Below are 13140 nucleotides of genomic sequence, written 5' to 3'. Positions count from 1 at the left end.
AAAATGGGTGAGGAAAATAAAAATGTAAAGAAGCCCGCAGTATCAAATGCAGTAGTGAAGAAAAGATCGGCGGGAACTGGAACAAAGAGCACTGGCGGCACACGTCCGGGTAACGGGACAAAAAGCACTGGCAGTACACGTCCGGGTAGTGGCACAAGTGCTGGTAGTGCGCATTCAAATAGAACAGGCAGTGGTGTAAAAAATACCGCAGCCAGAAGCAATGGAGGCAGCGCAAGAAACACCAGCGCACATTCAGGTAACGGAACAAAGAGTGCCAACACTGGCAGCGTACGTTCAAACAATACATCAGGAAGAAAGACACAGCCACAAAAAAGAAGACGCAGGAGAATAACGGCAAATCAGTTTACATTGCTGCTTGCAGTTGTTGTAGGCATTATTCTGCTTTTTATGGTAAATGGCATTATGCGTGGCCGCTATCTCAAGGTAAAGCAGATTTCAAGCGAATATGTATTGGGTTCGAAATTTGATATCACGGCATATGTAGAGCCGGTGAACAGTAAGGCGGTTGTTACCTGCGATACAGCGGATTTTGCACCGGAGAAGATTGGTTCCTATAAAGTGAGCTATATAGTAAAATGCGGAAAGCTGAAAAAGAAGAAAAAACTTACGCTTGAAGTAGTTGACAGAGATTTCCCGGAAATTATCGGACCGGATAATCTGGGCGTTTTCATAAATGAGCAGGTCGATCTGCTGGATTACTATTCAGTAGAGGATTCACAGCCGGATCTGACCAATGAACTTACGATCAACCGTCAGATCGATACAACAAAGACCGGAGATCTGGACTGTACACTTCGTGTTACAGACTGGAGCAATAATTCATCATCAAAGGATATTACAGTTACCGTATATGGCTTTGAAGGGGATATGAAGAATGCGGCGCTGGCAATCCGTGCATATAACCGGGATAAGGGATATGCGGTATCGGATAATGGAGTATATGTATACTATCCGGATAAAGATAAGAAAACAGCAAATGTATTGATCAATAACAGTATACTATATGAAGTTTCTGATGATTGCAGCAGTAAGGAAATGGATGAAAATGATGAACTGGTTCAGACGATCATAAACGAAGGAACCTGGATATCCATTGATAATCTGGGTGATTTTAATTATTTAAAATAAACACTTTCGGGTGTAGCTTGCTGGCTGATATCAGATCAGAAATTGGGAGGATGTCATTATGGATAATACGGAAATTTTCCTTGATAAATACAAGGAGCTGGAAAATGCAGCAATCAATGAATTCAAACTTCCGCCGGATGGTTCGGCGGTTGCCAAGCTGGAAAAACGGAGTGAATTCAAGGATATCCGGTTTGAACTGAATTATTGCAGAGAAGTGAGAAATCTGCTGCAGCATAATCAACGGCTGGATGAGGAATTTGCTGTACAGCCGGGCAAGAAGATGATCGAGCTTCTGGAAATGGTGCTGGATCGTATTAAGAATCCGGTGCGGTGTATGGATATTGCAGTACCCTTTAATAATCTGGTATGGCGTTCGTTGGATGATCCGGTTATGCCGGTTATCCGGATCATGAATGACAGAAATATTTCTCATGTGCCAATCCTGAAAGATAAAAGGGTAGTGGGAGATTTCAGTGACAACTGTATTTTTCCGTATTTATTGGGAGACACAAATTGTCATATTGATGAGAAAACCCGGTTTCGGGATCTTCAGGAATATATTGAGCTGGAGAAACATCCGTCTGAACGTTTCCGCTTTGTTGCATATGATGAAAAAGTTATGAATGTTAAGAAATACTATGAAGAAAGCAGAAGAGATCATGAAAGGATTGGCCTGATCTTTTTAACAGAGACAGGACACCCGGATGAACGCCTGTTGGGAATCCTGACCTCCTGGCTGATCATAGGAAATTAATAAGAAAAAAAGTGGAACTGTACCTTTGTTATCATAGGTATAGTTCCACTTTTTTATTATGACAGTGGTGGACGACGAAGTTCCTCATCCAGTTCGGAATGATCGATCGTTACGGTCTTTGTATTCTTAATCTTTTCGACACGTCTTGCTTTCCGTCTTTTGTGAATCCGTTTAACCAAAGTGACGATCAGGATTATGATAACACCAAGGCTGATCAGGACAACGGACACACCGTATTTATCCAGTATTTTATCGAAAAAATTGTAATTGTCTTCCTGCCAGATGTTTTCAGCTTCCAGTGTAGACTGGATGCTGTCGATACTGTGAGCCGTACCGGTACAGGTTGGAATACCAGGCAGCCAGTCAGATGCAGGATTCAGATCGGATGCTTCATCACTGGTAATGTTAAAATAATCATAGATCAGAACATTTTTGCCGGAGGTTGTTTCCGGATGATCATACGCAAGATCTACAATATACCAGCCATCATCCAGATAAACCATGTTCCATGCATGTGAATTATAGGTAGAATCATCGTTTTCTTTGGTATTTCCTTCTACATAAATACATTTTACACCGGTGGCATCCATAACTGCCTTGAATGCTTTGGCATATCCAAATGAAGTTGCTGTCTTATGCTTTGCGTTGAAAATACCATCTACTGTATAGGACCAGCTTAATCCGGAATGTGAGTTTTCATTGCTGACCTGGAAGTAAGTATCTTCAATGATCGCATTATGGATCAGATATTCCTTCTGGTAATCAGGAAGATCTTTTTCCAGATTGCCAGCAAGATTTGATACGGAGATATCAATGTTATTCTTAATGACCTGTCTGGAACTTCCATTTGCATAATCATTATAACAGACAATCTCGACATTATAGCATACAGCACCGCCATCTAAAGACTTGGTACTGTAATTAAAGGAAGGAGACATCCAGAAGTATGTAGGATTATCTGCCAGAAAGGCATTGATAACTGCCTGCATACCTGTCGGACCGATAACTTCCCATGTTTTGCTTGTAACATTGATCGAAAATGCTTTATAGTAGCTGTTTTCGGTATTCGCATTTTCGTATTCCGCATTCTGGTTTGAATTGTGAAATGCATCTGCTGCTTCTTTTAACTGGTTATAAGCATCCCGGTAAGCATCGTTATCGAAATTGTTATAATAGTATAAAGAAGTATCGATGGTAGCTGCGGCAGACTTTTTATCTTTTGCATCTTTGTCTGCGGTATCCTCTGCGGCGAGGACTGTCATACTTGAAAAAGTAAAAATAGCAGCTATTATAAATAATAGTAGTTTTTTCCTCATAATTACGCACCCCAGTTTCTTTTCTATATCAGAAAAGTTATAAAATTATACTTTCTTAATAATATCACAATATGGAAAGTATTGCCAGTCAAAAACTCTTTTCTGTAGGCATGAACAATATATTATGGGATAGGACTTGCAAATTGGAAATAATATGTGTAATATTTACTGAAAACAGGCAATTAATTTGGGAAAATGATAAGAAGGAGGTTGCTTATGGGAGCAGCGAGTTGTGATTTGTGCGCACACTATGTGTATGATGAAGAAGATGATTTTTCGGAATGCATGGTGAATATGGATGAAGATGATTATGCCAGATTTATAACGAGCTCATATGAAAGCTGTCCATATTTTCAGTTAGATGATGAGTATAAAGTAGTGAGGAAACAGATGTAAGCCTGTCTCCTCATTTTCTTATTTATTATGATTATACCTATTTTTTAAAGGATTCCAGAAGATCTGTAAGGTAAACATACCGTTCCATCAGATGTTCCAGCTTCAGTTCGGCATTTTCCTTTTCTGCCATCAGGTGATTCAGCTTTGTAAAATCTGTTGTGGAAGCTGCGATTTCCCTGTCCAGTCCATCAATGGTTTCTTCACAGGCAGCAATGTCGTCTTCTATGGTATCGTATTCACGCTGTTCATTAAAAGTGAATTTGGTTTTTGCACGTTTCGGTGCGGTATCCTTTTCTGCTGTTTCTGATTTTGAAATATCTGCTGCAGGTTTTCCCTTGGAAGTCGGAGCAGGCTTTGCAGAACCGGAACCGGACTTTACAGAATTTGCAAATGTTCCATATTCTAGATAATAGTCGGTATAGCTTCCTTCAAACTGCCTGATCTGTCCATAGCCGTCATAGACAAACAGCCGTTTTACAACACGGTCAAGGAAATACCGGTCGTGGGAAACTACGATCAGAATGCCCTGAAAGGTATCCAGATAATCTTCCAGAATACAGAGTGTTGATATATCCAGATCATTGGTTGGTTCATCCAGGATCAGAACATTCGGCGAGCCGGCAAGGATCTTAAGCAGATACAGGCGGCGCTTTTCCCCGCCGGACAGCTTGCCGATCCGTTGGTGCTGCAGGGTGGAGTCAAACAGGAATTCCTCACAAAGGGTAGATGCCGACATATATCCATCGACGGTTCGGATATATTCTGCGGTTTCCTTCACATAGTCCAGTACAATCTTGTTATCGTCCAGCATTTCATTTTCCTGTGAGAAATATCCGATATTTACGGTTTCACCGATCTCTATGATACCGGAGTCGGGTTCCAGCTTGCCGGTGATCAGCTTCATAAGGGTTGATTTACCACAGCCATTTGGTCCGGTAATACCGATTCTGTCATTACGCAGAAAATTATAAGAGAAGTTCTCGATGAGTGGGTGAGTAAGTCCCGGAAAGCTTTTTGAAATATTATGAAGTTCTATCGTTTTATTTCCAAGTCTGCTGGCAATTGAGCTGAGATTTACTGTCTTATCAGCTTCCATCATTTCTTCGGCTGCAAGGGCTTCATAGCGCTTGATATGAGCCTTTTGTTTGGTGCTTCTTGCGCGCGCACCACGGCGGATCCATGCGATCTCTTTCCGGAGAATATTCTGGTGCTTGCGTTCGGTGGCAAGCGCAATATTTTCACGTTCGGCTTTCAACATGAGATAGCCTTCATAATTGGCATCATAGTTGTAGATGTATCCTTTGTCGATCTCAACGATCCGGTTTGTTACACGATCGAGAAAATAACGGTCATGTGTGACCATGACCAGTGCACCCCTGTAGTTGTTCAGATAGTCCTCTAGATATTCGGTCATATCATTATCCAGATGGTTAGTTGGTTCATCAAGAACCAGAATATCACAGCTTGAAAGAAGGGCAGCGGCAAGGGCTACCTTTTTCTTCTGACCGCCGGACAGACTGGAAACCGAGATGCTGGTATCTGTGAATCCAAGCTTATCCAGAAGTGCCCGTGCATCTCCTTCAATGCTCCACTTATTTTCTTCTGTGCTGTTTGCCGTGATAACATGTTCGTAGATTGTTTCATCATCATGGAAAGTCGGACTCTGTGGAAGATAATTGACAACAACATTATTGCCTTTCACGATCAATCCGGCATCGCAGGTATCGATACCGGCGATCATTTTTAACAAGGAGGATTTCCCCGTGCCATTTATACCAATCACACCAATCTTATCACCGGTGTTGACAGAAAAATCGGCTCCCTTAAAGAGAACCTTGTCTGTATAGGCTTTATGAATATTTTTCATTGTTAATAAGTTCATTTGTGTTCCTCAAATCATTATTCAAATTTACTTATCCATTTTATGATGGTTTTCCAGCTACGTCAATAACCCTTTTCCTTACAATGAAAAAAGGATACCCGGTAATCATGACCGGATATCCTTTTTTACGACTGCTCTTATAGCTTCTGTTTGTCGTATATTCCTTTTATTAAATGTAAGTTGCCTTATGCGACTGCTGGTTCAGCGATGAAAGGCTTCAGTGTTGACATGTATGAATCGGAAATACCATCATAGAATTTTACGGTTAATTCATCTCTCAGATCGAGACTGATAACACCAAGAATAGATTTTGCATCTACCATATAGTTTTTGTTTGTAGCTGATATATCGACATCACCATGATATCCTCTCATTACATCTACAAACTGCTTTACTTCATCAACGCTGCTTAATTTTACTTTAATGTCAGTTGATTTAGCCATAAAACTCGCCTCCTTGATTTGTTGAACAATTTATAATCCTTTTTTTTGCTAAAGTCAAATTATGAAAGTGTGAACAAAAAGCAAAATTATTACCAATTTCTAAAATTTTTTAAAGCAAATAGAAATTTTATCCTAAAGAAATTCAAAAATCGGCATTTTTAAGTTAAGGATATTCATTTGTATGTAGTAAAACTGTAATGGTGTTACAAATTGTTATGAAAAATTTGTACAAAATAGGAGAAATTGGTGATTTTGGTGTATATTTTCGGTATAATACAGGTAAATAGTAGTTGATATGTATCTGCTTTTGTACAAATAGCTGTAAAAAAACAGAGATTGACTGGAACAAAAGCAGACAGAAACGGAGGTGGCAGTATGATCTATCAGGAAGAATCAGGACGGGAATATCACATAAAGACAGGGAAGAACGAAATCGGAAAATATGTAATCCTGCCGGGGGATCCGAAGCGGTCAGCGAAGATCGCAGCTTATCTGGATGATGCAAAGCTGGTTGCGGACAACCGGGAATTCGTGACATATACCGGATATCTGGAGGGCGAGAAGGTCAGTGTAACATCGACCGGTATCGGCGGACCATCAGCAGCGATTGCATTGGAGGAACTGGTGCATTGTGGCGCAGATACATTTATAAGGGTTGGAACCTGTGGCGCGATGCAGTTAGATATCATGGGAGGGGATATCGTGGTGGCAACCGGTGCTGTCCGGATGGAGGGTACATCAAAGGAATATGCTCCGATCGAATATCCGGCGGTTGCAAGCTATCCGGTTATTCAGGCACTGACAAAAGCCTGCGAGACGACGGGAGTTCGATACCATACCGGAATTGTTCAGAGCAAGGATTCCTTCTATGGACAGCATGAGCCGGGAACCAAGCCGGTGTCCTATGAACTGGAAGCCAAATGGGAGGCTTGGAAGCGGATGGGCTGTCTGGCATCCGAGATGGAGTCAGCGGCGTTATTTATCGTAGGTGCTTATCTGGGTGTGAAGGTCGGAGCCTGTTATCTGGTGGTTGGAAATCAGGAGCGGAAGGCAGCAGGGCTTGAAAATCCACTGGCATACGATACGGACATGGCAGTAAAGACCGCAGTTGAGGCAGCCCGGCAGATGATTCTGGATGCAAGGAAAGAATAAAAGCTATTAATATAGTAAGAAGTTATTGAAAAAAAGTGTTAAAACATATACAATGTTAATAACAGTATTTGGTAAATATTAACAAAAAGAACCTGACGATATAATATGCCGGGTTCCAAAATATCAGATAGGAGGTCAGTAATGGACAGAAAGGATTTGGAAGCAAAGGTTTTACAGGCTGTAGCTTGTGTTATGCCGGAGATCGACATCAGTAAGCTTGACATGACAGCCGAGTTGACAAAAGAATATGGGGTTAATTCTGTATCGATTATTCAGTTGATCGTAGAACTTGAAAATGATTTTAATATTGAATTTCAGGATTCAGAACTCGCATTGGGCTTGTATTATGATATGAATGATGTGGTTGCCGCTGTTGCAGCCAAGTTGAATTAGAGAAGATAAGGGAGGTATAATCATGAGCAATAAAAAGATATTGCCAGTCAGCTACCCGATGATTACATCATGGCAGTGGCATGCAACATTATTCTCAATTCTGGGGGATGACGAAAAGGCTAAGAACTGGATCTTCAGTAATTACATCCAGCTTAGATGTTATAATATTGAGGAGATTTTCACAGGAGATGAGATGCTTCTGGCAGATATGATGCCGGGAAGCAGTTCTTTGAAGGAGTGTCCATATCTTCTGTTCTCACTGATGACAAAAGAGCAGGTAGAGAGCTACTGTGGAGATATCATTAACTTCATTATTAAAACGATCGACTTGAACGGATATGTCTATGGTGTATTTGACGAGGCAAAGATCCTGTGCGATTCCGGTGCAGATTACAAATTCCCACATGAGTTATTTATCTTTGGCTATGATAAGGATAAGGAAGAATTCCATGTTGGTGATTTCACATTTGGTGAGCATTATTCTTATTCAACTGTATCTTTTGAGGATGTTAAGCGGGGTTACGATATCATAACAGCATCCGAAGATCATATGTTTAAGGATGATTATAAAGGCAGACGTGGTTTATATGTGATCCAGAAGAATACCGCTGAGATGTATTATGATCTGGATGTGGCATATATCAAGGATACATTGGTTGAATATCTGGAAGCAAAGGATTCCAAGAATCATTTCCGTATGATGAGAAACCGTTTCTCAGATACAGTATTCGGTGTAAATGTATACGATGCAGTATATAAGCAGATCGAAAAGCAGCTTTCAGGAGATGAACCTGATTTTGATATCCGTGCACTTCACCTGTTATACGATCATAAAGTTTTGATGAATGAACGTCTGAAGTATATGATGGCAAAAGGTGTGCTGACTTATGATAATGAGATTCTTGACGAGTACATGGAGGTTGTCAACAATATGCTGACAGCAAGAAACCTTCTGATCAAGACATCCATCACAGGAAATGTGAACTGCCTTGATCGTTTTGAGAAGTATATCATGACCGCAAAGGCCAAAGAGATTGAAGTCCTCAACAAGGTTGTCGAGAGACTTTAAAGTAGCAGACGAAAACACCACGGTGTATGTTTAAGGGACGAATTCGGGCCGGGCTTATATCTATTATTACGCAAAACATATACGAAGGTCTTTGAACTAAAAAAGAAAGAGTGACATTACCTATTATTACGCAAGTCGTTTGCACTCTATTCCAACGCAGCGGTACTAAGTTCCTCGCCTACGGCGACTCACTAAGAACCGGCGTTGGAACAGGCTTGCTTCATAATAGTAATGTTACTCTTCCTTTTAGTTCAAAGTTCTAATATTATGTTAGTTTTACATGATAACAGGTATAAGCCCGGCCTGAGTTCTGTTTCTTGAAATGTATATACCGTGGTGATTTCTGTTTGAGGAAGAACCAAAGACAGAAAAATATAGCCGGAGCGTCTTGCGGAATGAAAAGTATCTGTGCCGGACAGCCGGCTATATTTTTCGTCCGGTTACTTTACAATATGGATCTCTGAAGGCTGATAGTAAAAGCTGTCAGTTGAGATATAGCGGTTGTGGTAGTCAGGATCTGTGGTTTCTGCATCATCATCTGTATGAGTAAGGACGTCGTAGGAAACAATGCCTTTGTTGGTGGACACTTCTTTTATGAGCAGATAGGAAGCACCTTTTAAGGATAGCGGTTCATCGGTGAGGGTGGCTGCTTTTTGTGTGTCGCTCCAAAGTATGGTATTGTCATCGGACATACCATAGAAGGTGTAGCTGTCTACAGGATCTGAAATGGATCGTACCGTAAGGGAGATCGTATTCGTTGTAGTGGCATTGGAATCGATGCCTGATTCTGTGTAGCTTTCAGAGAAGGTTTGAGTCGTTGATTCGCCTTCGTTCATGATTGAAACAGGAGAGCCGGGTGTTATAAAGAGATCACCATTTTCTTTCTGATAGATTAGATTCAGATAGATATAATAAAGATCTGAATCTGTGGAATAATCTGTTTTGTCCGGATCAACATAGAGAGTGCCGGAAAGGGATAAGGAAGCTTCTGTAGGGCCATCGGGCGGATATATATAATTGCTTTGACCGGTTAGTGTATGGGATGAAGACTCATAGGAGGTAGTGCTCGTTCCATCGGAACCGGAAATGTTTATAGATGGTTCAGCCATCATATCGGAACAGAACGAATAATAGAAACCTCCTTCTTCTTCGGATACATCAACTTTAATTGCTGTAAGATAGCAGCCGGAGATATCGGGGTTATCCGGCTTGAAAGTATCTGTTTTCTGATCATATGTGCAGGAAATCGGTTCTTCCTGATCATCCAGAGGTGTTGCTGTACAATAGATACCAACCAGATGCTTGGTAACTGCCGATGGAGTATTTTCTTTTTTTGCAAGCTGACAGCCGGAAAGGACAGTCAGACCTAAAATGGTCAGTATACTTATAGATAAAAATTTCTTCATGCTTCTTCCTCCTCATCAAGATTTCCGTCAAATGACAGAATATCGCCTACATCACAGTGCAGGTAGTAACATATTTTATTGATGGTTGTAAATCGGACACCTTTTGCTTTTCCGCTTCGCAAAATGGAAAGATTTGCTTCGGTTATGCCGATCTTTTTGCATAATTCTTTAGAAGTCATATTATTTTCTTTTAAGACTTTTTCTAGATTGATCTTAATTGCCATATGAAACCTCCGTGTTAAATGAATGCTTCATTTTCTTCTTCCAGCGTGTGTGCTGTCTCGAATTTCTTTGCAAGGATAAATGCCGTTACGGTCAGAAGTATCTCTATAATAGGAAGAGATACGGTAAAGGTCGTATCTGAAAGTGACGGAAGCATAAGAAGCTGCAGGATGTTTCGAACAACTTCAAGTACTGCCGTAATGCAGAGAACTCTTACACACAGATGGGAGAGTGCCCCTGCATCCTGGATCGTCTGATCGGTGAAATGATTGTCTTTCAGAGAACGACACAGCCGGAAGGATGCGATCAATACCCAGATGAATAACAGGGATGTAACCAGGTCGCAGAGGAGTAACGGAATGCGGTCAGGCTGAAATGATCTCATGCTGCCATTATCAAGCATAACAGCACCATCTTCTGATGATATGATCCGGGAATACAGGTCAGGACCTGTTTGATTTGCAGAAGCCCATAGTTTTGGAAGCTTTATGAAACAGATATTAATGATTGATATGATCATTACAAGAATGATGAAAACCTGTGCGATCTTTGCCAGATTGATCTCATTTGCATACCGGATCATGGCAAGAACCCGGAGAATGATGTAACAGATAAAGATGGACCACAGGGTTGTCGATATTGCCAGATTGATCATAGGTATCGAATAACGAAAATAGGGGGTCATAAGCCCCGGATTTATCATCAGGTAAATGCCGATAAAGAGGGCAGCAGAGCATACGAGTAACAGATAGTCTGCACGGATCTTCTTTTTCCTCAGACAAAGAAGCAGAAATGCGATTGCCGGGAGACAGCAGATAATGATATAAAGTATGATCGCGATACAGTTACCGGAGTTTCCGGATAATGAAAGCTTTCGAAGCCATACTGCGATCCATTCAAACGGAGTTGTAAAAATCTGATTCATGGTTATATCCTTTCTGATAGCTGATTTTATCTAAAAATTATCGAAAAACAATAATTACAGTTTCAAAATATCATTAAAATTATCGTTTGTCAATAATTTCTATGGATTGCGAGCTTGATTCATTTATGCAGGTCTAATATAATAGAAATTGCCGTGTTCAGATTTCGTATCATTTGATTGAAGGATAAAATGATCGTTGGCATTTCGGCACCGGCATAAGGGAACATGGGAGAGCAATATTCTCAGTGACGATATATAAATGTTTGTGAGGCAGAGATATGATTTATTCTTATCCGGATTATTATAAAAAGTTTAGATGTATAGCGGACAAATGCCCGGACACCTGCTGTTCTGACTGGCAGATCGTGATCGATGATGAATCATTGGAAAAATATCGGAATTACGCAGGAGAATACAGGCAGACACTTCACCGGAATATACAGTGGGAAGAAGGCGTATTCGGACATAACCGGAAGGGCAAATGTGCATTTTTGCGGGATGATGGACTGTGCGACATGTATAAGCATATGGGAAAAGACAGCTTATGCACGACCTGTCGGGAATATCCAAGACATACGGAAGAATTTGAAAATATAAGAGAGATTTCATTATCGCTTTCCTGCCCGGAGGTGGCAAGGATATTGATGCAGAAGACAGAACCGGTAACATTTGTCTGTGAAGAAGACGATGAGGAAGAAGTATTTGAGGATTATGATTATTTCCTGTTTTCCAATCTTGAGGATATCCGGGAGGAGATTTTGAAGATTACCCAGAACCGGGAAGAAAGTCTGAAAGCAAGGATCAGAAAGGTATTGCAGATCGGTGCTTCCGCACAGAGACATTATGAAGAAGGGGATCTGATCGACTGGGATGAATGTGAGGATACAGATAAAGTCTGCGTGAAAGATGAATATGAACTGTTCCGGAAGCATATGAGATTCCTGTCAGAGGAGCTGGAGCTGTTATATCAGGACTGGGATGATGTGTTGGTGGAATCCGAAGTGCTTTTGTTTGATCAGGGGGAATCCGGTTTCACAGAGAATAAGAAACGATTTCTGTCATGGTGGGGAAACAGCAGCCTGCCTTCACTTGAAATCGTGCTGGAGCAGATCGTTGTTTATTTTATCTCGATCTATTTGTTAGGTGCGGTCTATGATGGGAATATTCTTGGTAAAATAGATTCCGCGGTGGGCCATGTGACAGTAATCTTCCTGCTGCTTCTCGCCAGATGGATAAAGTGCAGTGAGAAGTTAGAGATGGCTGATCTGATCGAACTGGTGTACCGGTATTCCAGAGAGATCGAACATTCGGATGAGAATCTCGACCGGGTGGAAGAACTGGACTGGTTTATAAGAATATAATTTGAATTTCAGTGAACTCTATAGCATACTATAGGATAAGGTTGCTCACAGAGCGATGAACAGTGATAAAAGGAAAATGGAGTAGCAGTATGAATATATGTATATTTGGTGCATCCAGTAATGACATTGATCAGGCATACATGGATGCGGTTTTTAATCTTGGAAAGAAGCTGGCAGAGAGAGGACATACATTAGTATTTGGTGCGGGTGCAAGAGGACTTATGGGGGCTGTCGCCAGAGGAGCAAGTGCCGGAAACGGTGAGATCGTTGGCGTTGCACCCACATTTTTTAATGTGGATGGCATCATCTATGACAAATGCACAGAGCTGATCCGGACAGAGACGATGCGTGAGCGGAAACAGATCATGGAGGATCGGAGTGATGCATTTATCATGGTGCCGGGTGGAATCGGAACATTTGAGGAATTTTTTGAGGTGCTGACTTTAAAGCAGCTTGGACGACATGGCAAGGCGATCATTGTCTATAACCAGGATGGATTCTTTAATTCCCTGTTTCAGATGATGGATGAATGTGTCGAGAAGGGTTTTATGAATCATGTAACAAACGAGATCTATCAGGTGATGACAGATACAGATGAGATCCTTTCTTATCTGGATGGCTATACACCGGAGGTCGGCAAGGTGTTTAAATTTTAAACGATATGGGTGCAGG

Annotated in this window: 14 protein-coding genes; 8 read left to right on the top strand and 6 right to left on the bottom strand. The window is 41.1% G+C overall.

Going from position 1 to position 13140, the window contains the following annotated elements:
- The first annotated feature begins 3 nt into the window (after positions 1–3).
- Together DXB77_RS12615 and DXB77_RS12610 are read left to right on the top strand one after the other, a co-directional pair.
- Positions 4–1149, top strand: coding sequence for a hypothetical protein (locus DXB77_RS12615; RefSeq protein ID WP_118663506.1), 1146 nt, complete (start codon positions 4–6; stop codon positions 1147–1149).
- 58 nt (positions 1150–1207) lie between these two features.
- A complete protein-coding gene (locus tag DXB77_RS12610; RefSeq protein ID WP_021944463.1) occupies positions 1208–1903 on the top strand; it encodes a hypothetical protein in 696 nt (231 codons plus the stop codon).
- Between the two features lie 56 nt (positions 1904–1959).
- Here DXB77_RS12610 and DXB77_RS12605 read toward each other — a convergent pair whose 3' ends face one another.
- Positions 1960–3219 (bottom strand): transglutaminase domain-containing protein, encoded by a 1260-nt coding sequence (locus DXB77_RS12605; RefSeq protein ID WP_021944462.1) that lies wholly within the window; start codon positions 3217–3219, stop codon positions 1960–1962.
- 216 nt (positions 3220–3435) lie between these two features.
- Here DXB77_RS12605 and DXB77_RS12600 point away from each other — a divergent pair, with 216 nt between their 5' ends.
- The gene (locus tag DXB77_RS12600; RefSeq protein ID WP_021944461.1) at positions 3436–3615 is read left to right on the top strand and encodes a DUF6472 family protein; all 180 of its coding nucleotides are present in this window, start codon (positions 3436–3438) and stop codon (positions 3613–3615) included.
- Positions 3616–3652: 37 nt separating this feature from the next.
- On the opposite strand, the gene DXB77_RS12595 is transcribed toward DXB77_RS12600, so the two are convergent.
- Both DXB77_RS12595 and DXB77_RS12590 read right to left on the bottom strand, forming a co-directional pair.
- Positions 3653–5497, bottom strand: a complete 1845-nt coding sequence (locus DXB77_RS12595) for an ABC-F family ATP-binding cassette domain-containing protein (protein WP_118663504.1) — start codon at positions 5495–5497, stop codon at positions 3653–3655.
- Positions 5498–5682: 185 nt separating this feature from the next.
- The gene (locus DXB77_RS12590; protein WP_008400539.1) at positions 5683–5940 is read right to left on the bottom strand and encodes an HPr family phosphocarrier protein; all 258 of its coding nucleotides are present in this window, start codon (positions 5938–5940) and stop codon (positions 5683–5685) included.
- 375 nt (positions 5941–6315) lie between these two features.
- Between DXB77_RS12590 and udp the strand changes: the two genes are divergently transcribed.
- From udp to DXB77_RS12575, 3 genes are all read left to right on the top strand, one after another.
- Positions 6316–7092, top strand: coding sequence for a uridine phosphorylase (gene udp, locus DXB77_RS12585; RefSeq protein WP_117784744.1), 777 nt, complete (start codon positions 6316–6318; stop codon positions 7090–7092).
- A gap of 141 nt (positions 7093–7233) precedes the next feature.
- Positions 7234–7485: an acyl carrier protein gene (locus DXB77_RS12580; RefSeq protein ID WP_008400537.1), complete on the top strand. Its 252-nt coding sequence runs from the start codon at positions 7234–7236 to the stop codon at positions 7483–7485.
- Between the two features lie 22 nt (positions 7486–7507).
- Positions 7508–8554: a hypothetical protein gene (locus tag DXB77_RS12575; protein ID WP_118663502.1), complete on the top strand. Its 1047-nt coding sequence runs from the start codon at positions 7508–7510 to the stop codon at positions 8552–8554.
- Positions 8555–8994: 440 nt separating this feature from the next.
- On the opposite strand, the gene DXB77_RS12570 is transcribed toward DXB77_RS12575, so the two are convergent.
- The 3 genes from DXB77_RS12570 to DXB77_RS12560 are packed head-to-tail and all read right to left on the bottom strand — an operon-like array spanning position 8995 to position 11107.
- Positions 8995–9960, bottom strand: a complete 966-nt coding sequence (locus DXB77_RS12570; protein ID WP_118663500.1) for a hypothetical protein — start codon at positions 9958–9960, stop codon at positions 8995–8997.
- On the bottom strand, positions 9957–10184 hold the full coding sequence (locus tag DXB77_RS12565; RefSeq protein ID WP_008400533.1) for a helix-turn-helix transcriptional regulator: 228 nt from the start codon (positions 10182–10184) through the stop codon (positions 9957–9959). Before DXB77_RS12565 ends, DXB77_RS12570 begins: the two co-directional genes overlap by 4 nt.
- Before the next feature lie 14 nt (positions 10185–10198).
- Complete coding sequence (locus DXB77_RS12560; RefSeq protein ID WP_118663498.1) at positions 10199–11107, bottom strand: DUF2975 domain-containing protein; 909 nt, start codon at positions 11105–11107, stop codon at positions 10199–10201.
- 278 nt (positions 11108–11385) lie between these two features.
- Between DXB77_RS12560 and fliB the strand changes: the two genes are divergently transcribed.
- Positions 11386–12468, top strand: a complete 1083-nt coding sequence (gene fliB, locus DXB77_RS12555; RefSeq protein WP_117784650.1) for a flagellin lysine-N-methylase — start codon at positions 11386–11388, stop codon at positions 12466–12468.
- 89 nt (positions 12469–12557) lie between these two features.
- Complete coding sequence (locus DXB77_RS12550) at positions 12558–13124, top strand: TIGR00730 family Rossman fold protein (protein WP_118663496.1); 567 nt, start codon at positions 12558–12560, stop codon at positions 13122–13124.
- Positions 13125–13140 lie beyond the last annotated feature (16 nt).

Source organism: Clostridium sp. OM05-9, assembly GCF_003481465.1.
Taxonomy (GTDB): Bacteria; Bacillota; Clostridia; order Lachnospirales; family Lachnospiraceae; genus Coprococcus; species Coprococcus ammoniilyticus.
This window is presented reverse-complemented; position numbering and strand designations above follow the sequence as displayed.

Excerpts from the sequence above, each read along its gene's own strand:
- DXB77_RS12610 (WP_021944463.1), top strand. The coding sequence starts at position 1,208 with ATGGATAATACGGAAATTTTCCTTGATAAATACAAGGAGCTGGAAAAT.
- DXB77_RS12595 (WP_118663504.1), bottom strand. The coding sequence starts at position 5,497 with ATGAACTTATTAACAATGAAAAATATTCATAAAGCCTATACAGACAAG.
- DXB77_RS12565 (WP_008400533.1), bottom strand. The coding sequence starts at position 10,184 with ATGGCAATTAAGATCAATCTAGAAAAAGTCTTAAAAGAAAATAATATG.
- DXB77_RS12615 (WP_118663506.1), top strand. The coding sequence starts at position 4 with ATGGGTGAGGAAAATAAAAATGTAAAGAAGCCCGCAGTATCAAATGCA.
- DXB77_RS12560 (WP_118663498.1), bottom strand. The coding sequence starts at position 11,107 with ATGAATCAGATTTTTACAACTCCGTTTGAATGGATCGCAGTATGGCTT.
- DXB77_RS12580 (WP_008400537.1), top strand. The coding sequence starts at position 7,234 with ATGGACAGAAAGGATTTGGAAGCAAAGGTTTTACAGGCTGTAGCTTGT.
- DXB77_RS12575 (WP_118663502.1), top strand. The coding sequence starts at position 7,508 with ATGAGCAATAAAAAGATATTGCCAGTCAGCTACCCGATGATTACATCA.
- fliB (WP_117784650.1), top strand. The coding sequence starts at position 11,386 with ATGATTTATTCTTATCCGGATTATTATAAAAAGTTTAGATGTATAGCG.
- DXB77_RS12605 (WP_021944462.1), bottom strand. The coding sequence starts at position 3,219 with ATGAGGAAAAAACTACTATTATTTATAATAGCTGCTATTTTTACTTTT.
- udp (WP_117784744.1), top strand. The coding sequence starts at position 6,316 with ATGATCTATCAGGAAGAATCAGGACGGGAATATCACATAAAGACAGGG.
- DXB77_RS12570 (WP_118663500.1), bottom strand. The coding sequence starts at position 9,960 with ATGAAGAAATTTTTATCTATAAGTATACTGACCATTTTAGGTCTGACT.
- DXB77_RS12600 (WP_021944461.1), top strand. The coding sequence starts at position 3,436 with ATGGGAGCAGCGAGTTGTGATTTGTGCGCACACTATGTGTATGATGAA.
- DXB77_RS12550 (WP_118663496.1), top strand. The coding sequence starts at position 12,558 with ATGAATATATGTATATTTGGTGCATCCAGTAATGACATTGATCAGGCA.
- DXB77_RS12590 (WP_008400539.1), bottom strand. The coding sequence starts at position 5,940 with ATGGCTAAATCAACTGACATTAAAGTAAAATTAAGCAGCGTTGATGAA.